This window comes from Streptomyces sp. NPDC029164 (genome assembly GCF_055563995.1).
Window position 1 is genome coordinate 160,393 of sequence record NZ_JBVHWW010000011.1, and the last position, 20,910, is coordinate 181,302.

A 20,910-nucleotide genomic window follows, 5' to 3' on the forward strand; every position below is an offset into this window, starting at 1 on the left:
CCGCCCATTGCTCCGGATGCGGGCACGGGAAACGGCTCATACTCTCCCAAATGTGACCCCGCCGAGAAGCGAGCCGAAGAGCCAGGTACGCGTGCGGGCCGGGCTCGCCCTGGCCGCCGCACTGCTGGCGCTCGGCGGCTGGGGTGTGGCCGAGGCGCCGCCCGCGCGGGCCGAGGACCCCGTCACGCTGTCCCGGCAGGGGCAGATCACCGACCGGGTCGGGGCGCTGGAGGGCCGGCAGGCCGCCGTCAAGTCCGCGCTCGACCAGCTGTACGCCGACCGGCGGATCCAGCTCTTCGTTGCGTACGTGGACGATTTCTCCGGACGCTCCGCCCAGAGCTGGGCCGACGCCACCGCCGAGAAGAACGGCCTCGGCCAGAACGACATCCTGCTTGCGGTGGCGACGGGGGCTCGCCAGTACGCCTATTCGGCGGCCGTCGACTCCGGTTTCACCGAGGACAAGCTCGCGGCCGTGGCCCGGGACGCCATCGAGCCGGCGCTGCGGCAGAACGACTGGGCGGGCGCCGCGATCGGGGCGGCGAACGGCTACAACGCGGTGCTCGGCGGGCAGCCCGTGCCCGTGCCCACCATCACCCCCGGCCCGGCCGATCCCGGTGGCGGGACGAGCGGCGAGAACGGCGCCGGGGACTTCGTCCTCCCGGTGGTCGCGGTCGGCGCGGCCGGGGCGCTCGGGGCGTACGCGTACACCCGCCGCAAGCGGAAGACGGCCGGCGGCGGCGGACGCGGTACGACCACCGGGCCGGGCTGGCCCGAGGGCGCGCCGGACCGGCTGCCGCTGCCGGAACTGGACGGCAGGGCCAAGACCCTGCTGGTGCAGACCGACGACGCCGTCCGCACCAGCACGGAGGAACTGGGCTTCGCCTCCGCGCAGTTCGGCGAGGAGGCGGTCGGCCCCTTCACCGAGGCCGTGGAGTACGCCAAGGGCGAGCTGACCCATGCCTTCCGGCTGCGCCAGCAGCTGGACGACGCCTACCCGGAGGACGACGCGACCCGGCGCCGGATGCTGGACGAGATCGTCGCCCGCTGCACCGGGGCGAACCGGCGGCTCGACGCCGAGTCGGCGGCCTTCGACCGGCTGCGGGACCTGGAGAAGAACGCCCCGCGGGCGCTGGCGACCGTGGAGGAGCGCTATCTGGAGCTGACCGGGCGCGCCGGCACCGCCGAGGCGACCCTGATCGCGCTGACGCGGCGGTACGCCGACTCCGCTTCCGCGCCCGTCGCCTCCAACCCCGAACAGGCCAAGGACCGGCTGCTGTTCGCGGCGACCAACCTGGGGCTGGCGCACGCGGCCCTCGACGGCGGCGAGAAGGGTACGGCCGCCGTGCACGTGCGGGCCGCCGAGGGCGCCGTGGACCAGGCGGCGACCCTGCTGGACGCGGTCGAGCGGCGGGCGCAGGAGCTGGCGGAGGCGGCCGGGAAGCTGACGGGCGCGCTGAACGAGACGGAGACCGACCTGGCGGACGCCCGCGGGCTGCTGAGCGGGACCTCGGAGGGCACCTCGACGGCGGACCTGCGCGGGCGGATCGGCCGGGCGGAGGCCGTACTGGCCGACGTACGGCAGGAGGAGGCGGCCGGCCGGTACGACCCGATCGACGCCCTGCGCCGGATCGAGGAGGCCGACGCGGCTCTCGACGAGGCGCTCTCCGGGGCGCGGGAGCGGGAGTCGGGCCGGCAGCGGGCGGTGGCCCTGCTCGACCAGGCCATGCTGTCCGCGCGCAGCGCGATCGGCGCGGCGACGGACTACGTCACGACCAGCCGGGGCGCGGTCGGCAGCCAGGCCCGCACCCGGCTGGCGGAGGCCGGCCGGCACCTGGAGCGGGCGGGGTCCCTGGCGGCGGGTGATCCGTCGGGCGCGCTGGCGGAGGCGCAGCGGGCGGACGCGCTGGCGCGGGAGGCGCAGCAGCTGGCGGAGCAGGACGTACGGGCGTACCAGGATCCGTACGGGGGCCGGCGCGGCGGCGGTCAGGGCGGCGCGGTGCTCGGCGGGATCATCCTCGGCGAGATCCTGCGGGGCGGGCTGGGCGGCGGGGGCTTCGGCGGAGGCGGCGGCCGGGGTGGCGGCGGGGGCTTCGGCGGGGGCTTCGGTGGAGGCGGCGGCAGCGGCCCCGGCTCCTTCGGCGGCGGCGGAACCCGCGGCCGCATGGGCGGTGGCGGCCGCTTCTGAACGTGCGACGGCAAACGGACCGCCCATCCCTCCATCCCTCATCAGGAGAGACGAGTCATGAGCAAGCAGACCATCCTCGGCCGCGTCACCCAGCTCGCCAAGGCCAACATCAACGCGCTGCTGGACCAGGCGGAGGACCCGCAGAAGATGCTGGACCAGCTGATCCGCGACTACACGAACAACATCTCGGAGGCGGAGCAGGCGGTCGCGACGACGATCGGGAACCTGCGGATGCTGGAGGCGGACCACAAGGAGGACGTGGAGACGGCCTCGGAGTGGGGTGCCAAGGCCCTCGCGGCGAGCCGGAAGGGGGACGAGCTGCGGGCTGCGGGGGCGACGGCGGAAGCCGACAGGTTCGACAACCTCGCGAAGGTGGCGCTGGGCCGGCAGATGCAGTCGGAGAAGGAGGCGAGGGCGGCGGAGCCGACGATCGCCGCTCAGACGGAGGTCGTCGACAAGCTCAAGTCGGGTCTGGACTCGATGAAGAGCAAGCTGGTCGAGCTCCAGTCCAAGCGGGACGAGCTCGTGGCGCGCGCCAGGACGGCTCAGGCGCAGAACACGATGATGGACGCGGTGAAGAACATCGACGTCATGGACCCGACGAGCGATCTGCACCGCTTCGAGGAGAAGGTCCGGCGGGAGGAGGCTCTGGCGATGGGCAGGCAGGAGCTGGCCGAGTCCTCGCTGGACGCCCAGTTCGAGTCCCTGGAGGACCTCGGGAAGTCCTCGGAGATCGAGGCCAGGCTCGCCGCGCTCAAGCAGGGGCGTGCCGCCTAGACCTGATGTAATAATCACCCTTCGAGTTCGCCTATTACCTACTCGGGGGGAACCTTGCCTTTCGCGCACACGGCCGAAGCCGCACGCGCATGGGTCCGCGGTTGGAGCGTTTCGCGCGGCGCAGCCGAACCCGTGCCCCGTACCTGGGGTTTCACCATCGACGTCGGCCTGCACGGACACGTCATGCGCCACGTCCTGCACTCCGCGGACGAAGCGACCGTCCGCAAGCTCACCGAACACGCCACCGCGCCCGGCGTCTGGTTGAAGGCACTCGTGCCACCGGAAACGCTCGAACCCTGGCTCGCCCCCGGCTGGCACCTCGCCGGCGGACCCGGCTACCTGATGTCCGCCCCGCTCCCCACCGCCCACGCCGCCCGCGCCCTGGCCGAGGCACCCGACGGCTACCGGCTGGACACCTGGACCCGTGCCGGCGTCACCCGCGCCCTGGTGCGCACCGCGGACGGCGCTTTCGCCGCGCGCGGCCAGATCGCCGTCACCGGCCCCGGCGCCGTCGTCGACCAGGTGGAGACCGACCCGGCCCACCAGCGCCGCGGCCTGGGACGCCTGGTGATGGGCAGGCTCACCGCCGCGGCCGCGGGGCAGGGCGCCACGGCCGGTGTGCTGGGCGCGACGCCGGAAGGACGGGCCCTGTACGAGACGATGGGATGGCGCACGGTGGCCCCGCTGACCGGCGCGCTGCGGGGGCCGGAACCGTCCGGGAGCTGATCGGGGATCAACTGCCGCGCCCCCGGACCCGGCGGGTCCGGGGGCGCCGCGGTGCGGTCCCGCTCAGCCGTACATGCTCAGCCGTACATGCTCAGCAGCTGTTCCGCCGACAGCTCGGCGACGGCCTCGGCCGCCGCGCCGGGCAGCGGGAGCTCGAACCAGACCGTCTTGCCGCGGTGGGTCCGGCGCGTGCCCCACCCGGCGGACAGCAGGCCCACGAGCTGAAGGCCCCGGCCGCCCTCGTCGGTGTCACGGGCCCGGCGCCGGCGCGGCTGCACCAGGTTGGCGTCCCACACCTCGCAGACCAGGGTCCGGTCCAGCAGCAGCCGCAGCCGGATCTCGCCCTCCCCGTACCGCAGCGCGTTGGTGACGAGTTCGCTGACCAGCAGTTCGGTGGTGTCCAGCAGGCCCTCCAGGCCCCACGCCGGGAGCTTGGCGCGGGCCAGCTCCCGCGCCCGGCCCACGGAGCGGGCCTCGCGCGGCAACTGCCAGTCCCCCACCGCGTCCACCGGCAGCCCCTGCACCCGTGCCATGAGCAGGGCGATGTCGTCCTCGCCGTGCCGGGTGTCCAGCGTGTTCAGCACGTGGTCGCAGACGTCCTCCAGCGGGCGGACCGGGTCCGCGAGGGCGGCCCGCAGGCCGCGCAGGCCCTCCTCCAGCGGATGGTCGCGGGACTCGACGAGCCCGTCGGTGTAGAGGGCCAGCAGGGCGCCCTCGGGGAGTTCGACCTCGACCTCCTCGAACGGCTCTCCGCCCACGCCCAGCGGCATCCCGGGCGGCACCTCCAGGAGCAGTGCCGGCCTCGGCTTCCCGCGCTCGTCCGGCGGCTCCACCAGCACGGGCGGCATGTGGCCCGCGTTGGCGATCGTGCAGCGCCGCGTCACCGGGTCGTAGACGGCGTAGACGCAGGTGGCGAGGTAGACCTCGGAGCGGTCGGCGTCCCGCGAGTGCAGGGCCGCCCGCGAGGCCTGCTGGGAGCCGCCGGGGGCGCCGAGGCCCCGGGCGATCTCGTCGAGCGCGGTCAGCACCTCCGCCGGTTCGAGGTCCAGCAGGGCGAGGGTCCGTACGGCGGTGCGCAGTTCGCCCATCGCGACGGCGGCCCGCAGTCCCCGGCCCATGACGTCGCCGACGACCAGCGCGGTGCGGTGGCCGGGCAGCTCGATCACGTCGAACCAGTCGCCGCCGACCTCCGTCGCCGCGTTCCCCGGAAGGTACCGGCAGGCGATGTCCAGGCCGGCGGCCTCCGGGTCGCCGGGGGGCAGCAGGCTGCGCTGCAGTATCAACGCCCGCTCGTGCTCGCGCCGGTACAGGCGCGCGTTGTCGATGCACACGGCGGCCCGGGCGGCGAGTTCCACGGCCACCGCCCGGTCGCGTTCGCCGAAGGGTTCGCTGCCCTTCGTACGGGAGAACTGCGCGAGCCCGACCACGGTGTCGTGGGCGACCATCGGCACGACCAGCGTGGACTGCACGAGGTCCTCCGGTCCGCCGCCCTCGATCAGCCGGGGCCGCGCCGTGCGCAGGGCGAGCGCGCCCGGCGACGCCGCCGGGTACCGGTGGACGTCGCCTACGGAGACCAGCGCGCCCGGACCGGACAGCGGCGCGTCCGAGACGGCGGAGGCGAAGGCGACCCGGCGCAGCGCGGCGGACGGGGTCCGGGCCGGGCCCTGGCCGGGCAGGCTGGGCACGCCCGGCCCCTGCGGCCGCGCGGGCCGGTCGTCGTCGCCGAGCAGCAGCCCCTGGTAGAGGTCGACGGCGGCCAGGTCGCAGAAGCCCGGGACGGTGACGTCGAGGAGTTCCCGGGCGGTGGTCTCCAGGTCGAGCGAGTTCCCGATGCGGTGCCCGGCCTCGTTGAGCAGGGCGAGATTGCGCCGTACCCCGGCGGCCTCGCGGGCGGCGAGGTGGCGGCGGGTGACGTCGGTGCCGATGCCGGCGACGCCGATGGGGCGGCCGGAGCCGCCGTGGACGCGGTAGAGGTTGATGGACCAGTGGCGGTTCTCCCGGCTGCCGGGGGCGGCGCCGGTGATCCGCAGGTCGGTGACCGATTCCCCGGTGTCCAGCACCCGGCGCAGGGCGTCGGCCATCCGGTCGGCCTCGTGCGCCGGCAGGTAGTCGTGCACGGTCCGGCCGCGGTGTTCCTCGGCGGCGCCTCCGAAGACGGTGGCGAAGCGGCGGTTGGCCCGCTGCACGGTGAGGTCCGTGCCGAAGAGCAGGAAGCCGAAAGGGGATTGGCCGAATATCGCTTGTGAGGCCGCCAGGTCGGATTCGATGCGCCGCAGCGCGCGGACGTCGACGACGACGCACAGCGCGGCCCGCTCGGCGGTCTCGGTCAGCGTGGGCATCACATAGATCTCGGCCACTCCGTGCGCGCCGTCCCCACCCGGGATACGGAAGGGGATCAGGCCGGTCCACTCCTTGCCGTCGAGGATCTCGGCCACCTTGCGGTGTGCGTCGGGGCGCAGCTCGGGCGGCATGAAGGCGTCGACCGGGTCGCGGCCGACGGCCTGTGCGGCGGTCAGACCGAACAGTTCCTCCGCGCGCAGGCTCCACTGGTCGATGTACCCGTCGGGTCCGATCGAGAAAGATGCGACCTTTATGTAGTCATATATCGAGCCAGGCGGACTGCTGTGCCACAGGGCGTCGTGCCATGTCTCCCGAGGCACGTCGGCCTGATGTGCCTGCGCAGGTATTTCGCTCACGCGACCGTCCCCTCCAGCTCACCGCAACCGGACCGGCCATGACCGCAGTATTCAGCACCACGGCCCCGGACGGCACGGCGTTCACGATCACAGCACGGTCTCGATGATTTCGAGCCATCTCGCGCGATCTCCCCCGGACTCCTGCCCCCGCTGTCGCCGGGAGGTTCCGCCGGGGGATCACCCGCCACCGTTCTCCTTGTTACTCACCAGGAAGAGCCAATTCGAACCACACAGTCTTGCCCGACTTCCCGTGGCGGGTCCCCCAGCGCTGCGAGGAGGTGGCGACGAGATGCAGGCCGCGGCCCCCTTCGTCGTCCGCCTCGGCCACCCGTTCGCGCGGCGGATCCGGAAGCGGATCCGAAACCTCCACGAGCAGCGCGGCACCGCCCGCCGGGCCGTCGGCGGCTGGATTGCGCCGCTCCAGGCGGACCCCGATGGGACCGGAGGCGTACCGCAGGGAGTTGGTGACGAGCTCGCTGACCAGCAGGACGGTCACATCGCCGACGGCTTCCAGGCCCCAGGCGTGCAGGGCACCGCGTACGGCGTGGCGGGCGGTGCGGACGGCACCGGGCTCGGCGGGAAAGGCCCACTCGGCGCATTCACCGTCTGTGTCGATCACGCCGATCACTTCCCGGGCCAGCAGCGACCCCAGTCCGGTTCGTCTGGGACGAAAGAGGGACGAGATAGGGATTAATAGCGACATACCCGATATTCGGGGCGTCGTACCACTCGATCCCCGCCCACCGGCGCACTGTGGCACAGACGGCCTACGGCGCGAGCGTCACGCGCCCCCGCGCAGCCGGCGTCCGGCCTCGGCGACCGCGGGCCGGTCCTGGTCGAGCCAGTCCACCGACTCCAGCTCCTCCGGCCCGAGCCAGCGCAGCTCGTCGTGGTCCTCCAGCGGAGCGGGCACCCCGGAGAGCAGCCGGGCGGTCCACACGTGCAGGACGAGGCCGGGCTTCAGCGGCCACTCCCCCGGGATCCGTTCCAGCGGCTCGGTCTCCACGCCGAGCTCCTCGCGCAGTTCGCGGACCAGCGCCTCGGGGACGGACTCATCCGGTTCGGCCTTCCCGCCCGGCAGCTCCCAGCGTCCGGCGAGCTCCGGCGGTGCGCTGCGGCGGGCGGCCAGCAGGCGCCCCTCATGACAAAGGGCTCCGCCCACGACCACTCGTACAGTCATGGGCGGAGCCTATGTCAAGACTGGATGCTCAGTTCATCGTGGCGGTCTGACCGATCCGCTCGACCCAGTAGAGCTGCTTGTGTCCTCGGTCGTCGAGGCTGTCGACGACCTTCTGGGCCTCGGCCCGGGTGGCGTACCGGCCCACCCGGTAGCGGTTGCCGTTGTCGTCCTGACGTATGACCAGCCACGGGAGCAGGGCACCGCTGTCGTTCATTCGCGTTTCACCCTCCGCCGACGTACCTGCCCGGGAAACCGCATTGCGCATATGCCCGAGCTTACGCCCGACCTTTACGCAGCGGATACGGTTTTTCACGAAGAGGTACCTCGTAGGCGTACGCATCCGGCCATGCGTACGAGTGGGCCGTGCGCGCCGGTTCAGACGGGGCGCACCGAGGGCATCGGCAGGATCACCGCGCCGCCCCGCGGCTCCTTGCGGCAGACGTCCCCGCAGGTCGCGTCGAGGGAGCAGCACAGGGAACAGATCGGGCCCGATCGGACAGGACAGTCGGCGATGTCGGGGAGTTCGTACGCCGCCTCGCAGACCGCGCACGCGTGGGTGGCGGTGATGTCCGGGGCGTCGGCGCCCGGGCCGGTCACCGTGTTGGGCCGGGCCAGGTAGTACTTCCCCCTGGTCATCCAGGCGATCAACGGGCACAGCAGGAGGGCGAGTCCGGCTGCGATGAAGGTGGAGAACGCCTCGGCGTAGGTGCCGAACAGGCCGAAGAAGGCGAGGATCGAGACGGTCGAGGCGATCACCATCGAGCCGAAACCCGCCGGATTCACGGCGTGGAGGTAGGCGCGCTTGAACTCGATGTAGGGCGGGCTGAGTCCGAGCCGCTTGTTGATGACGAGGTCGGCGGCGACGGCGGCGATCCAGGCGATGCCGACGTTGGAGTAGAAGCCCAGCAGCTTGCCGAGCATCGCGAACATGTTCAGCTCCATCAGCGTCAGCGCGATGCCGAGGTTGAGGAAGATGTACCAGACCCGGCCGGGGTGACGGTGGGTGACGCGGGAGAAGAAGTTCGACCAGGACAGCGATCCGCTGTACGCGTTGGTGACGTTGATCTTGATCTGGGAGACGATCACGAAGAGCGCGGCGGCGGGCAGCGCGAAGCCGCCGAGCCACGGGCGCAGGGCCTCGATCTGCGGGGCGATCGGCTCCAGGGCGTGGGTCTTGCCCACCGCCTCCAGGGCGACGAAGGCGAGGAAGGCACCGCCGAGCTGCTTGGCCGCGCCGATGATCACCCAGCCGGGGCCGGCGGCGAGCACGGCGAGGTTCCACCTCCGGCTGTTGGCCGGGGTCTTGGCGGGCATGAACCGCAGGTAGTCGGCCTGCTCCCCGATCTGCGCGATCAGCGAGAGCGCGATGCCGGTCCCGAACCCGAAGCCGATCCACGAGAACCCGGACCCGGCGCCCTCGGTCCCGCCGAAGTCGGCGAAGGCGCCCCACGCGTCGGGGGCGTGGAAGGCGAGCACCACGAAGGGCAGCACCAGCCCGATCAGCCAGACCGGCTGGGTCCAGGCCTGCACCTTGGCGAGGGCGCCCATGCCGCGGAAGACGATGGGGATCACGATGAGGGTCGTGACCAGGTAGCCGACCTCGACGGGCAGACCGAAGGCCTGGTGCATGGCCTGGGCCATGATCGAGCCTTCGAGCGCGAAGAAGATGAAGGTGAAGGAGGCGTAGATGAGGGAGGTCAGGGTGGAGCCGAAGTACCCGAAGCCCGCGCCGCGCGTCACCAGGTCCATGTCCAGGCCGTACGTGGCGCACGCGCGCGCGATCGGGATGCCGGTCAGGAAGATGACCACGGCGGCGGCCAGGATCGCGGCGGCCCCGCTGGTGAATCCGTAGGCGAAGACGATGGAGGCGCCGATGGCGAAGTCGGCGAGGTAGGCGATGCCGCCGAGGGCGGTGCCGGCGACGGTGCCGGGGCCCCAGCGGCGGAAGGAGTGGGGCGCGTATCTGAGCGAGTAGTCCTCGCGGCTCTCGTCGGCGGCGAGTTTCGCGTAGGTCCGGGACGGCTGCGCCGCCGTGACGGGGGTGGTGGCGGTATCGGTCATACCGCCGGAAGGTAGGCCCGATACGTGACGGCCCGTCACCCTGGGGCATTGCCCGGCGGTTACGCCCCACGCCCCCGCGTCACGACGGGGTTACACCCGCCGCGACCCCCTGTCCGCGGGGGCTGGACAATCCGGCCCCGCCGGTGTTTGAGGCGCGGGGTCTGGGGCGGAGCCCCGGGAAGCCGGCCCGCAGGGTTGCCCCACCGCAGGTCACCGCACCGCAGGTCACCGCACCGGGAGGTGGTACGACAGGCGGTAGCGGTCCGCGGGGACCACCACGTCGGCCGTTTCCACCGCGCGCCCGGACGCGAAGTACGTGCGGCCGATCACCAGCACCACGTGCCCCGGCACCCCGCCCAGCTGCACGAGCTCCTCCGCCAGGCCCGGCCGCGCGCCGACCTCCTCCACCACGTTGTCCACGACGACGTCGATCGCGGCCATCCGGTCCACCACCCCGGATCCGCCCAGCGGCCCTTCCTCCGGCAGCATCACCGGGGTCCGGCCGGTCACGGCGAGCGGTTCCCAGGAAGTCGACAGCATCATCGCCTCCCCCGCGTCGCGGAAGACGTACCGCGTCCGCATCACCCGCTCGCCCGGCTCGATGCCGAGCCGCTTCGCGATCTCGGAGGGCGCGGCCGCCTGTTCGCTGCTCGACTCCCACGTGCCGCGCGCCCCCGCGTCCGCCTGCTCCTGCCGGAACGGCGTCGACGTGCCGCCCGTGCGGTAGCCGGAGCGGGCCACCCGCCGCGGGACCGGTTGCTCCCGTACGTACGTACCGGAGCCGGACCGGCCCTCGACCAGCCCCTCCGCCATGAGGACCTTGCGCGCCTCCAGGGCCACGGTGTCGGAGACCCCGTACTCCTCGCGGATACGGGCTTGGGAGGGGAGCCGGGCGTGCGGGGGCAGAGAACCGTCGACGATCTTCCGTCGAAGATCCCCGGCCACGCGCAGATAGGCCGGCTGCTCACCGAAAGTCACTGGCCACTCCCATCAGGTTGACAGACAGCTACACCCTGGCAACCGACGGTTGTAGACCGCAAGCAAGGGCCAGAGTTTCACCCGAAGTGATGAAGCCAGGTCACTCAAACCCGTTACCGCGCGTTACGCGGACGACGTCACACCAACTCGGTCGAGGGCTCCCGGCCGGGCCCGCCATCGGGGTCCTCCGGGTCGCCCTGGCTGCCCTCCAGCCACTGCGGGATCGCCATCGAAAGCCCGTACGCGCCGCGCAGCGCCTGCTCCGTCTCCATGGACGTCGAGGCCAGGGCCCGGTCCCACCGCTTGTCGAACTCCCCCGCCGTCCTGGCCTGCGCGGCGCGGAGCCACTCCGCGCGGGCCGCCTCGATCTCCTTGAGCTGCGCCGGGACCGTCTTCTCCAGCCCGGGCCGGCCGGCGTGGCCCTGGAGCACCTTCGCCTCCTCGCCCAGCGCCGCGTGGATCCGGCGCGCCCACGCCTGGTGCTCGTCCAGCGCCTCGTCGACCTCCTCCTCGGGGGGCCGGCTCAGGGCGAACTCGACGGCGTTGGCGGCTTGCAGGAAGGCCACCTGCTCGGGCTTCAGCTTTCCGGAGTCCTGGCGCAGGCTGCCCCGCCCCTCCGGCTCGGTCGTGCCGATCACGCAGAGCAGCAGCCGGTCCCCCTGGTTCCAGGACGGGCGGGAGGGCGCGTAGTAGAACATCTCCGCGTGGTCGGGCAGCGCCCACGTGTCCATCGCGTACTCGTCCTGGGCCTGCCAGCACGTGTCCTCGGAGGCGCGGTCGGCCGCGGCCGAGCCGGGGGCGTCCGTCCCGTCGAGCGTCTTCCTCGCGGTGACCTCGCCGTGGTGCTTCTCCGCGCAGTCGATCCGGTACATCAGGGGGTGCTCGTCGAGGAGTTCGCCGTCCTGGACGTTGAAGCAGTCGCCCGCCCGCAGCGCGTCGACGTCCGTGAGCTCGCCCTCGACCTCGGTGTAGTCGCTCAGCCCCTCGAAGCGGTCCTCGACCGCCGTGGCGACCCGGTCCGCGGCGAAGACCAGCACCCCGGTCATCACCACCGACAGCGCGAGGCCCGCGATCGCCAGGGCCTTCCCGCGCTCCCGCCGCTTCGAGATCTGCACGAGGGCCGCGATGCCGAAGGCGATGCCGAGCGGCGCGAAGCACAGCAGCCCGGACAGGAAGGAGGCGAGCGCGAAACCGTTGAGCGGCGGTGGTTGCCGCGGCTGTCCGTATCCGGGTGGTGGCCCCCAGGCCGGCTGCGGGGACGGCGGGGGCCAGGAGTGGCCCGGTCCGGGAGGAGGACTCGGCGGGGTGCTCACGGGGTCGGACTCCATCGCATGGGGCGTCACGCGCGAACGATGCGCGCGAACGAATGCGCGAATAGTACGCAGCGGGGGCGACCGTCATGTCGGTCGCCCCCGCTGTTGCTCACGGCGCGGCCGGTGCCCGCCGCCCTTATGGCTCACCTACCGCTCGGATACCGCTCAGAACTGGAGCGCCCAGGAGTCGATCTTCCCGGCGTCGGCCGTCGCGTTGTCGTTCACGCGCAGCTTCCAGACGCCGTTCGCCGTCTCCGCCGAGGCGTTCACGGTGAAGGTCCGGACGATGTTGTCGGCACCGCCGTTGGCACGGTTGTGCAGGGTGTAGACGGTGCCGTCGGGCGCGACCAGGTCCACCTTGAGGTCACCGATGTAGGTGTGCTTGATGTCGACCGGGACCTTCAGCGTCGCCGGGGCGTTGCCGGTGACACCGCTGACGGTGATCGGGGACTCGACGGTCGCGTGGTCGTTGATCGTGAAGTCCGCGGTGTTCTCGAAGCGCTTGCCCGGCGGGACGGGGCCCTGGGCGCCGACGTACAGCAGGCGGTTCGGGGAGCCGGTGCCCGGGCCGGTCACCACGTTCGGGGTGGCCGAGTTGACCAGGGCCGTGGCCACCTGGGCCGGGGTGCTGGCCGGGTTCTGCGAGAGGTAGACGGCGGCCGCGCCCGCGACGTGCGGGGTGGCCATCGACGTGCCGTTGATGGTGTTGGTGGCGGCGTCGCCCGTACCCCACGCGGAGGTGATGGAGGAGCCCGGCGCGAAGATGTCCAGGACGGAGCCGTAGTTGGAGTAGCTCGCCTTCGCGTCGGTGCTGGTGGTGGCGCCGACCGTGATGGCCTCGGTGACGCGCGCCGGGGACTTGGTGGAGGCGTTGCTCGACTCGTTGCCCGCGGCCACGGCGTAGGTGATGCCGGAGGCTATGGAGTTGCGGACGGCAGCGTCGAGCGCGGAGTCCGCGCCGCCGCCGAGGGACATGTTGGCGACGGCCGGCTTGACGGCGTTCCGGGTCACCCAGTCGATGCCCGCGACGACCTGGGCCGTCGTACCGGAGCCGCTGTTGTCGAGCACGCGCACGCCGACGATCTTGGCCTTCTTGGCCACGCCGTACGCGCCGCCCGCGACGGTGCCGGCGACGTGCGTGCCGTGGCCGTTGCCGTCCTGGGCGGTGTTGTCGTTGTCGATGGCGTCGTAGCCGTAGGAGGCGCGGCCACCGAAGTCCTGGTGCGTGATGCGGACACCGGTGTCGATGACGTACGCGGTGACGCCCTCGCCCGCCTGGTCCGGGTAGGTGTAGCTCTGGTTGAGCGGGAGCGCGCGCTGGTCGACGCGGTCCAGACCCCAGGACGGCGGGTTGGGCTGGGTGGCGCTGACCGTGAAGGTGCGGTTCTGCACGACCGACTTGACGGCCGGGTCGGCGGCGAGCTTCTTGGCCTGCGCCTCGGAGACCTCGACGGAGTAACCGTTGAGGGCCGCGCTGTACGTCTTGTCGATCTTCGCGCCGTAACGCTTCGCGACGGCCTTGCCGCTCGGGGCGGTCGAGCGGGCGGCGGTGTCGTTCAGGGTCACGATGTAGCTGCCGGGGACGGATCCGGGGGCTCCGGCGTTCTGGATCACGCCCCGCACGCCGATGTCGGCGGCCGAGGCGGGCAGCGCGGCGGCCGAGCCGAGCGCGAGGGCCACGACGGCGGTCGCGCTGATGCCGGCGATGTTCCGGCTCGTGTGACGCATCACGGGCATGTGACGGGTCCTCCTCATAGGTGGTGCATTGCGGGGGGTGGAGCGGTGCCGCGCAAGCGTGGCCATGACAACGCAGATGGCCCAACGGGCTGCCGCCTTCGAAAGGTTGACCCGGCCCCGGCGCGACCCACGAGAGGACAACGGATGCGTAACATCCGTGCCATACAGCGGCCATGATCGAGCGAAGGCGATCCGCACATGACGCACGCAACCCCCGGTTACGTCTGCTCCGAGGACGGTACACGCGCGGACGTCCGGACAGCGCCTTGGGGGTGCCCGGTCTGCGGCGGACCCTGGGACCTCGACTTCACGCCGGATCCGGCCGCGCCCCTGGAGCCGGCCGCCGGACCGAATTCGCTGTGGCGGTACGGGTCCGCGCTGCCGCTGCCGGGGGCGTTCTCGCTGTCACTGGCGGAGGGTCACACTCCGCTGGTTCCGCTGGGGGAGCGGGTTCACGCCAAGCTCGACTTCCTGATGCCGACGCTGTCGTTCAAGGACCGGGGCTCGGTGATGCTCGTGGAACTGGCCCGGCGGCTGGCCCCGGAGCGCGTCGTGGCGGACAGCAGCGGCAACGCGGGGACCTCGATCGCGGCGTACTGCGCACGGGCCGGGCTCGATTGTGAAATCCATGTCCCCGAGGGCACATCGGTGAAGAAAACGGAACAGATGCGGGCGCACGGGGCAGCCGTGCGCGTGATCCCCGGCGGGCGCGAGGCCGCCGCGCAGGCCGCGCGCAAGGAGGCGGACTCGCCAGGGGTGTTCTACGCGAGCCACGTCTTCAACCCGTACTTCCTGCACGGGACCAAGACGTACGTGTACGAGGTGTGGGAGGAACTGGGCGGGCGGCTGCCGGAGGTGCTGGTGGTGCCGGTGGGCAACGGGACCCTGCTGCTGGGGGCCGCGCTGGCCGCGGAGGAGCTGGCCAGGCGCGGGGTGCGGCCGCCGGCGCTGATCGCCGTGCAGTCGGCGGCGGTGGCCCCGCTGGCCACGGCCTTCGCGGCCGGCGCCGAGGACGCGGATCCGGTTCCGCAGCTGCCGACCCTGGCCGAGGGGATCGCGATCCCCGCGCCGCCGCGGGCCCGGCAGATCCTGGCCGCGGTCCGCGCGTCCGGCGGCACCTTCCTGACGGTCCCGGACGACCGCCTCCGCGAGGCCCAGCGGGACCTGGCCCGGCGCGGGCTCTTCGTCGAACCGACGGCGGCGGCGTGCTGGGCGGCGGTCGGACCGGGCGCCCCCTGCGACCCCCTGCAGGGCCGCACCGCGGTCATCCCCCTCTGCGGCGCCGGCGCGAGGACGGGCCTGGCCCCGTAGGGCAAGGACCAGCCTCGCCGGCCAAGGAACAGCCCCGCCCGCCAATCCCGCCCCGTCGGCGTTTGAGGCGCGGGCGCGGAGCGCCTTACGGGGTCCGGGGCGGAGCGCCGTTCCCTCGGGCCCGGCCTTGATGTCGGAAAACCGCGAGCCCGCAGGCTCCCGGTCTGCTGAAGTGGGCCCATGACCACGAATCCCGACCTCACCGCCAAGGCCACCGCGTTCGCGGAACTGCACACCCCCGCGCACCCCCTCGCCCTCGCCAACGCCTGGGACGTCGCCAGCGCCCGCATCGTCGAGGCCGCCGGCGCCCCCGCCGTCGCGACCACCAGCGCCGGCGTCGCCTGGGCCCTCGGCTCGCCCGACGGCGACGCGCTCGCCCGCGACCGGGCCCTCGACCTCGTCGCCCGCGTGGTCTCCGCCGTCTCCGTCCCCGTCACCGCCGACATCGAGGGCGGCTTCGGCGCAGACGCCGCCGCCGTGGGCGAGACCGTCACCGGGGTGCTCGCCGCCGGCGCGGTCGGCATCAACATCGAGGACGGCCCCCACCGCTCCCCCGCGGAGATGGCCGAGCGCCTGGCCGCCGCCCGGGCCGCGGCCGACGCCGCCGGGGTCCCGCTCTACATCAACGCCCGCGTCGACACCTACCTCAGCGGACTCGGCGACCCGGCCACCCGCCTCGACGAGACCCTGGCCCGCGCCGCCGCCTACCTCCGCGCCGGAGCCACCGGCATCTTCGTGCCCGGCGTGCTCGACCCCGCCACCCTCACCGAGCTCGCCAAGGGCATCGACGCCCCCCTCAACGTCCTCCTCGGCCCCGACGCCCCGGCCGTCGCCGCCCTCGGCGCCCTCGGCGTGTCCCGCGTCAGCCTCGGCTCCTGGGTCGCCGAAGCCGCGTACGCCGTGGTGCGCCGCGCCGCCGAGGAGCTGCTCTCCGACGGGACCTACGGAGCCCTCGCGCACTCCCTCCCGTACGGCGATCTGAACGCCCTGCTCAAGGGCTGAGATATCCGGAAGCATGCATGGGTCAACGACCATAGGATCCTGTCATGGGCACATCGACTCCGGTGGACGGCAAGACGGCGGCCGCCACGGCGCGCGGCACGACGAGCGGCGCGGTCTGGATCGCCCTCACCCTCGTCTACGTCGTCTGGGGCTCGACCTATCTCGGCATCCGGATCGTCGTCGAGACCATGCCGCCCTTCCTCTCCGCCGGAGCCCGGTTCATCACGGCCGGTCTGCTGCTGGCCGCCGCCGTCGCCTGGCGGTACGGTCCGGGCGCGCTCAAGGTCACCCGTGCGCAGCTCGGCTCGGCGGTCCTGGTCGGCCTGCTGCTGGTCCTCGGCGGCAACGGCCTGGTCGTGCTCGCCGAGACCTCCGTGCCGTCCGGTCTGGCCGCCCTGCTGATCGCGGCGGTGCCGATGTGGCTGGTGGTGCTGCGGGCGAGCACCGGTGACCGGCCGCCGCTGCGCACCCTGGGCGGGGTGCTCGTCGGCCTGGCCGGGCTGGCCGTGCTGACCAGTCCGGGTCTCAGCGGGACGGTACGGCTGTCGGGGGTGCTGCTGGTGCTGGTGGCGTCCGTCCTGTGGTCGCTGGGCTCGTTCTCCGCGTCGAAGCTGACGCTGCCGGACAACCCCTTCACCGGCAGCGCCTACCAGATGCTCGCCGGCGGGGTGGGCGGGGTGGTCGTCGGCCTGGCGCGCGGCGAGCAGCGCGGTCTGGATCCGGCGGCCTTCTCCACCGCCTCCTGGCTGGGCCTGGGCTACCTGGTGCTCTTCGGCTCGCTCGTCGGTTTCACCTCGTACGTGTGGCTGCTCCGGGCCGCGCCGCTGTCGCTGGTGGCCACGTACGCGTACGTCAATCCGGTCGTGGCCGTCGCGCTCGGCGCGCTGATCCTCGACGAGGCCCTGACCTGGCCGATCGTGGTCGGCGGTGCGATCGTCGTGGCGGCGGTGGGCGTGATCGTCAGCACGGAGCGCACGAAGTAGCGAGCCCGGACCCGGGCACCGGCTCAGTCCCGCGCGGCCTTCTCGTAGAGGGCCTTCGCGTGCTCGTCGAACAGCGCGGCCGTGGAGTCCACGTCCGTGTCCCCGCCGCTCAGGACCCCGATCAGCCGCCCGGCCCGGTCCACGCCGCCCCGGTCGGCGATCCAGGGGCTGCCGCTGGTCCCCGTCCAGAACCCGGCGCAGCTCATGTAGAGCATGTCGGGATCGTCGTCGTCGTGGCGGGTCTGCGTCGTGCAGGAGACGGGCTTGTTCTGCGGGTTGTGCTCGGATTCCGGATAGCCGACGACGGTCACGTCCCGCTCGTACCCGGAGGTCCATTCGGGCTTCGGGGCTTCGGCGCGACCGCCGACGGCGTCCTGGACGCTGCGCCCGTCGTCGTCCGGCGCGATGGTGAGGAAGGCGAAGTCGGCGGTGTCCTCGCCCCACTTCGTCCAGCGGTCGTCCACATGGATCGAGCGGACCTTCCACACCCCGAGGGGCTGGCTGCCGTCGCCCTCGCCGGAGAAGGCGGGGGCGAAGGAGAGCTCGCCGATGGCGAGGCCGTCGTGGGCCACCTCGCCCGGCCGGCCGTCCTCGCCGGCGGGGGCCACGCAGTGGGCGGCGGTGGCGACGACGTTGCCCTTCGGGCTGTCGACGACGCTCGCCGTGCACCAGTGCTCGCCGCCCGCCATCAGGACGCCGACGGTGGGGAAGGGCAGCACGGGCCGGTCCCCGGGCACCTTGAGGAAGGCGACGGCGCACACTGCCGCGATTCCCGCGGCGGCGGCCGCGGAGGCCCCCTTCACCACCGTGCTCATCGCACGGCGGGCTCGGGTGTCGGTCCCTTCATCACCTTGCTGATCCACTCCAGAGCGCCCTCCCTCATACCGCGCACGTACGACTTCCCGTTGTGCTCACCATCCTGGATCACCTGGAGCTGGGTGTGCACGGGGCCCCTCCCGTAGTCGCTCATGAACTTCTCGGCCTTGTCGCGGCCGCTCTCCGCGGTGCCGATCTGGAAGTTGATGTAGACGTCCGGACCGCCCGCCTTGATCAGCTTCTCGGCGAGCTTCTCGGGGTTGTTCTCGTCCATGGCCTGCGTGTTTCCCCTCCACAGCGGGGAATCGGGGACGATGTCGACCCCGCTCGCGATGGCGGCCTTGAACCGGTCGGGGTACTTCAGGACGTGCTTGAAGGCGCCGAACCCGCCGGCGGAGGAGCCCATGAAGGCCCACCCGTCGCGGGAGGTGAAGGTGCGGAAATTGGCCTTCGTGAAATCGGGGACGTCTTCGACCATCCAGGTGCCCATCTTGGGCTCTCCGGGGATGTCCGACGCGTCGAAGTGGTGCTTGGTGTCGGCGTTGTGCACCGGCATGACGAGGATGAAGGGCAGGCTGGTACCGGCCTTGGCCCCGTCGCTCACGGCCTTCTGCAGGCCGAGGCCGGGTCCGGTCCCCCAGTAGTTCGTGGGGTAGCCGCGGCCGCCGGGCAGGGAGATCAGGACCGGGAAACCGCTCTTGGCGTACCTCGGGTCGTCGTACTCCTTGGGCACCCACACCCACACGTCGCCGGTGAAGCCGGACTTCTTGCCGGTGAGGGTGGTCCGGCCGATCTGCGTGCCGTCCGGGAGCCGGTACGTGCGGACGAACTGGGCCGCCGGCCCGGTGGGCATGCGTACCTCCGGCGGAACTTCGGAGGCGGCGGCCGCCTTCTCCTGGACCTTCCCGAAGGAGACCGGATCCCCTATGTCGGAGAAGACGCCGAGCTTGTACGCGGCTGCGCCTCCGGCGAGGGTGAGCGCGAGTCCGCTGCTGATCAGAATCAGGCGCAGGCGGTGGGGGCGACGGCTGCTGCCCTTGGTCATGGGGCTGCCGTCGCCTTGCTGGTCATGCTGCACGGTTGTTGTCCCGTTCCTTCTCCGGCGCTCACCTCGGAGCGCGGGTCGGACCGATCGGTCCCCCCTTACACCCTTTACAGAGGTATGAACGACAGGATGGGTTGCCTGGGACGGGCGGGACGTGGTGAGCACCACGTGGCGGCCGAACGGCGGCCACGCGGTGCACGCGCAGGGGTCGGGGCGGGGGCAGGACGAGGGTCGGCGCCGGTTCGGCGGAGGGTCGGCGGAGGGTCCGCGCGGGGTCGGCGCGGGGTCGGCGGAGCGGCTCAGCCGGCTTCGGGCTTCGGGCCCTTCAGCACCTTGCTGACCCATTCCAGGGAGCCTTCCTTCATGCCCCGGACGTAGTGCCAGCCGTTGTGCTCGCCGTTCTGGATGTCGCGGATGGTGATCTTGACGGGTCCCTTGCCGTACTGCTGCTGGAACTTCGTCATCCGCTCCTTCCCGCTCTCCTTCGTACCGATCTGGAAGTTGATGTAGACCTCGGGGCCATTGCCGTCGATCAGCTTCTTCGCGAGCTTCTCGGGGTTGTTCGCGTCCATCTCCGCCTGGTGGCCCTTCCACAGCGGGGAATCGGGAACGATCTCGCCGCCGCTGGCGATCACGGCCTTGAACCGGTCCGGGTGCTGCAGGACCGTCTTCATGCCGACGAAGGCGCCGGAGGAGGAACCCATGAAGGCCCAGCCGTCGCGGGACTTGTACGTACGGAAGTTGGCCTTGGCGAAGTCCGGGACGTCCTCGGCCATCCACGTGCCCATCTTGGCCTGGCCGGGGATGTCGGAGCCGTCGTAGTAGTACTTGGCGTCCGGGTTCAGCACCGGCATGATCACGATGAACGGCAGGCTGGTCCCGGCCTGGACGCCGTCGCTGATGGCCTTCTGGAGGCCGAGGCTGCGGTCGGACCAGTAGTTGGCGGGGAATCCGTTGCCGCCGGGGAGCGCGATGAGCACCGGGAAACCGCTCTTGGCGTACTTGGGGTCGTCGTACTCCTTGGGCGCCCACACCCATACGTCGCCCTCGAAGCCGGACTTCGCGCCCGCGAGGCGGGTCTTGGCGATGATCGTGCCGTCGTCGAGCTTGGTCGTCTGCTTGAAGTCGGACTTCGGGCCGCTCGGCATGAGCACGTCCGGGTCGCCGGAGGGCTTGACCGGGGTGGCCGGCGCGCCCGGCTCGGACTTCTCCGGGGCCGGGGCCGGGGGCGGGTTCTTGCCGAAGCTCACCGCCTCGCCGTTGCCGGAGAACCAGTCGAGCTTCCAGGCGGCGAACCCGCCGCCGCCGAGGAGGAGCGCGAGGGCGACCACCGCGCTGATCCCTATTCGGCGCCGGGTGTGCTTGGGCTGCGCGGGCGCCTGCTGCTCCTGATACTCCTGCTGCTCCTGGTAGCCCTGGTGCTGCGGGTGCTGGTGCACGAACTTCGCTCCGAACGGTCTTGACTGCCCCGAGGGCAGAACGGGTGGGCATCCCTTAGTGCTGATGCGCGAGACCCCCGCACAGTTCCAAGTCCGAGCAAAATCATGGCGGGGATCACTGCGGGCTTCTCGGCGGAACGAGCAGGTCTCAGCGCTGGGCGTCGAGCACTTCCGCGCACCGCCCGAGCAGCCCGATGAGCAACTCCCGTTCCTCCGCGCTGAACGCGGCCGCGAGCGCCCGCTCCACCCGTACCGCCCCGGTGTCCGCCAGCTCCATCACCGCCCGACCCTCGTCGGTGAGCCGGGTCTCCAGCACGTTGCGGTGCCATTCGTGCGGGGTCCGCTCGATGAGGCCGCGCTCCTGGAGGTTCTTCAGGACGGTGTTCATGGTCGGCGGCGTCACCCCGCACAGCCGGGCGAGCGCGGCCGCGGAGATGCCGGGCTTCTCGGCCAGCCAGAGCAGCGCGGCGTACTGCGGAACCGTTACTGCGGCCGGCTTGCACGCAACGTTCTTCGCCGCGAGAAGTGCCTGCTCGGCGCGCTTGATGTGCGCACCGATCCGCTCCTCGGGGGGCATGGAGGTCATTCCCGCATCCTACGACCCTTGCATGCATTAGAGCTCTAATTTATCTTCGTCCTCACACATCGAGAAGAGGACACC

Annotated in this window: 18 protein-coding genes; 6 read left to right on the plus strand and 12 right to left on the minus strand. The window is 72.1% G+C overall.

Going from position 1 to position 20,910, the window contains the following annotated elements; translation table 11 throughout:
- The first annotated feature begins 16 nt into the window (after positions 1–16).
- The 3 genes from ACZ4VT_RS13460 (at position 17) to ACZ4VT_RS13470 (ending at position 3,688) form a co-directional block, all read left to right on the plus strand.
- Positions 17–2,185 carry a TPM domain-containing protein gene (locus tag ACZ4VT_RS13460; RefSeq protein WP_467949158.1) on the plus strand — a complete coding sequence of 723 codons (2,169 nt, stop codon included), beginning with the start codon at positions 17–19 and terminating at the stop codon, positions 2,183–2,185.
- A gap of 57 nt (positions 2,186–2,242) precedes the next feature.
- The gene (locus ACZ4VT_RS13465) at positions 2,243–2,962 is read left to right on the plus strand and encodes a PspA/IM30 family protein (protein ID WP_467949160.1); all 720 of its coding nucleotides are present in this window, start codon (positions 2,243–2,245) and stop codon (positions 2,960–2,962) included.
- Positions 2,963–3,094: 132 nt separating this feature from the next.
- On the plus strand, positions 3,095–3,688 hold the full coding sequence (locus ACZ4VT_RS13470) for a GNAT family N-acetyltransferase (protein WP_467949162.1): 594 nt from the start codon (positions 3,095–3,097) through the stop codon (positions 3,686–3,688).
- Positions 3,689–3,765: 77 nt separating this feature from the next.
- Here the strand turns inward: ACZ4VT_RS13470 and ACZ4VT_RS13475 are convergent, their stop codons facing one another.
- The 8 genes from ACZ4VT_RS13475 to ACZ4VT_RS13510 all read right to left on the minus strand — a co-directional run bounded on the left by ACZ4VT_RS13475 (position 3,766) and on the right by ACZ4VT_RS13510 (position 13,653).
- A complete protein-coding gene (locus tag ACZ4VT_RS13475; protein ID WP_467949219.1) occupies positions 3,766–6,375 on the minus strand; it encodes a SpoIIE family protein phosphatase in 2,610 nt (869 codons plus the stop codon).
- A 208-nt stretch (positions 6,376–6,583) separates the two neighbouring features.
- Positions 6,584–7,012, minus strand: a complete 429-nt coding sequence (locus ACZ4VT_RS13480; protein ID WP_467949163.1) for an ATP-binding protein — start codon at positions 7,010–7,012, stop codon at positions 6,584–6,586.
- 153 nt (positions 7,013–7,165) lie between these two features.
- A complete protein-coding gene (locus tag ACZ4VT_RS13485; protein ID WP_467949165.1) occupies positions 7,166–7,564 on the minus strand; it encodes a (deoxy)nucleoside triphosphate pyrophosphohydrolase in 399 nt (132 codons plus the stop codon).
- A 28-nt stretch (positions 7,565–7,592) separates the two neighbouring features.
- A complete protein-coding gene (locus tag ACZ4VT_RS13490; protein ID WP_030029543.1) occupies positions 7,593–7,778 on the minus strand; it encodes an SPOR domain-containing protein in 186 nt (61 codons plus the stop codon).
- Positions 7,779–7,939: 161 nt separating this feature from the next.
- Positions 7,940–9,625 (minus strand): purine-cytosine permease family protein, encoded by a 1,686-nt coding sequence (locus tag ACZ4VT_RS13495; protein ID WP_467949167.1) that lies wholly within the window; start codon positions 9,623–9,625, stop codon positions 7,940–7,942.
- A gap of 225 nt (positions 9,626–9,850) precedes the next feature.
- On the minus strand, positions 9,851–10,603 hold the full coding sequence (locus ACZ4VT_RS13500; protein WP_467949168.1) for a GntR family transcriptional regulator: 753 nt from the start codon (positions 10,601–10,603) through the stop codon (positions 9,851–9,853).
- Between the two features lie 137 nt (positions 10,604–10,740).
- Positions 10,741–11,946, minus strand: a complete 1,206-nt coding sequence (locus tag ACZ4VT_RS13505) for a DUF4190 domain-containing protein (protein WP_467949170.1) — start codon at positions 11,944–11,946, stop codon at positions 10,741–10,743.
- Positions 11,947–12,081: 135 nt separating this feature from the next.
- Entirely contained in the window at positions 12,082–13,653 is a 1,572-nt protein-coding gene (locus ACZ4VT_RS13510) for a S8 family peptidase (protein WP_467949172.1), read from the minus strand.
- Positions 13,654–13,851: 198 nt separating this feature from the next.
- Between ACZ4VT_RS13510 and ACZ4VT_RS13515 the strand changes: the two genes are divergently transcribed.
- The 3 genes from ACZ4VT_RS13515 to ACZ4VT_RS13525 all read left to right on the plus strand — a co-directional run bounded on the left by ACZ4VT_RS13515 (position 13,852) and on the right by ACZ4VT_RS13525 (position 16,949).
- The gene (locus ACZ4VT_RS13515; protein WP_467949173.1) at positions 13,852–14,964 is read left to right on the plus strand and encodes a pyridoxal-phosphate dependent enzyme; all 1,113 of its coding nucleotides are present in this window, start codon (positions 13,852–13,854) and stop codon (positions 14,962–14,964) included.
- Positions 14,965–15,144: 180 nt separating this feature from the next.
- Positions 15,145–15,966 (plus strand): isocitrate lyase/PEP mutase family protein, encoded by an 822-nt coding sequence (locus tag ACZ4VT_RS13520; protein WP_467949175.1) that lies wholly within the window; start codon positions 15,145–15,147, stop codon positions 15,964–15,966.
- Positions 15,967–16,010: 44 nt separating this feature from the next.
- Entirely contained in the window at positions 16,011–16,949 is a 939-nt protein-coding gene (locus ACZ4VT_RS13525; protein WP_467949177.1) for an EamA family transporter, read from the plus strand.
- 23 nt (positions 16,950–16,972) lie between these two features.
- Here ACZ4VT_RS13525 and ACZ4VT_RS13530 read toward each other — a convergent pair whose 3' ends face one another.
- From ACZ4VT_RS13530 to ACZ4VT_RS13545, 4 genes are all read right to left on the minus strand, one after another.
- Positions 16,973–17,764, minus strand: coding sequence for a trypsin-like serine peptidase (locus ACZ4VT_RS13530; RefSeq protein WP_467949178.1), 792 nt, complete (start codon positions 17,762–17,764; stop codon positions 16,973–16,975).
- Positions 17,761–18,843 (minus strand): alpha/beta hydrolase, encoded by a 1,083-nt coding sequence (locus ACZ4VT_RS13535; RefSeq protein WP_467949179.1) that lies wholly within the window; start codon positions 18,841–18,843, stop codon positions 17,761–17,763. The genes ACZ4VT_RS13530 and ACZ4VT_RS13535 overlap by 4 nt, the downstream gene beginning before the upstream one ends.
- A 266-nt stretch (positions 18,844–19,109) precedes the next feature.
- Positions 19,110–20,249, minus strand: a complete 1,140-nt coding sequence (locus tag ACZ4VT_RS13540) for an alpha/beta hydrolase (RefSeq protein WP_467949181.1) — start codon at positions 20,247–20,249, stop codon at positions 19,110–19,112.
- Between the two features lie 148 nt (positions 20,250–20,397).
- Entirely contained in the window at positions 20,398–20,835 is a 438-nt protein-coding gene (locus ACZ4VT_RS13545) for a MarR family winged helix-turn-helix transcriptional regulator (RefSeq protein WP_376619775.1), read from the minus strand.
- Positions 20,836–20,910 lie beyond the last annotated feature (75 nt).